Source organism: Neolewinella lacunae, from assembly GCF_014349155.1.
GTDB lineage: Bacteria > Bacteroidota > Bacteroidia > Chitinophagales > Saprospiraceae > Neolewinella > Neolewinella lacunae.
This window is the reverse complement of sequence record NZ_JACSIT010000025.1, coordinates 1-242: the sequence shown is the minus strand read 5'-3', so window position 1 is coordinate 242 and position 242 is coordinate 1. Positions and strand designations below refer to the sequence as shown.

Sequence of the window (242 nt, the reverse complement as noted above, 5' to 3'; positions counted from 1 at the left end):
TTGCACCAGTCGATGACCGTGTAGGTCCGCACAAACTTGTAGGTGAAGGGGCAGGTCACGATCGCCTCGCCGTCGGCGTAGGTCACGCCGATGTTACAGATCGCTTCGCCGGAGCGGAGACCGAAGATGCGGCCACCGATGTTCAGTACGGGGTAGTCGCCACGGAAGGTCGGCGTCATCAGGCGCGGAGCGGGGTAGTTGGCCCGCGTCGGGTTGGCTACGCCACACTGCTCGAAGTACAC

At 63.2% G+C, this 242-nt stretch carries 1 protein-coding gene; it reads right to left on the bottom strand.

Features of this window, described 5'->3' with window-relative positions:
• The coding region (locus H9S92_RS00140) for a hypothetical protein (RefSeq protein ID WP_187464706.1) at positions 1 to 242 on the bottom strand (242 nt) is incomplete at both ends.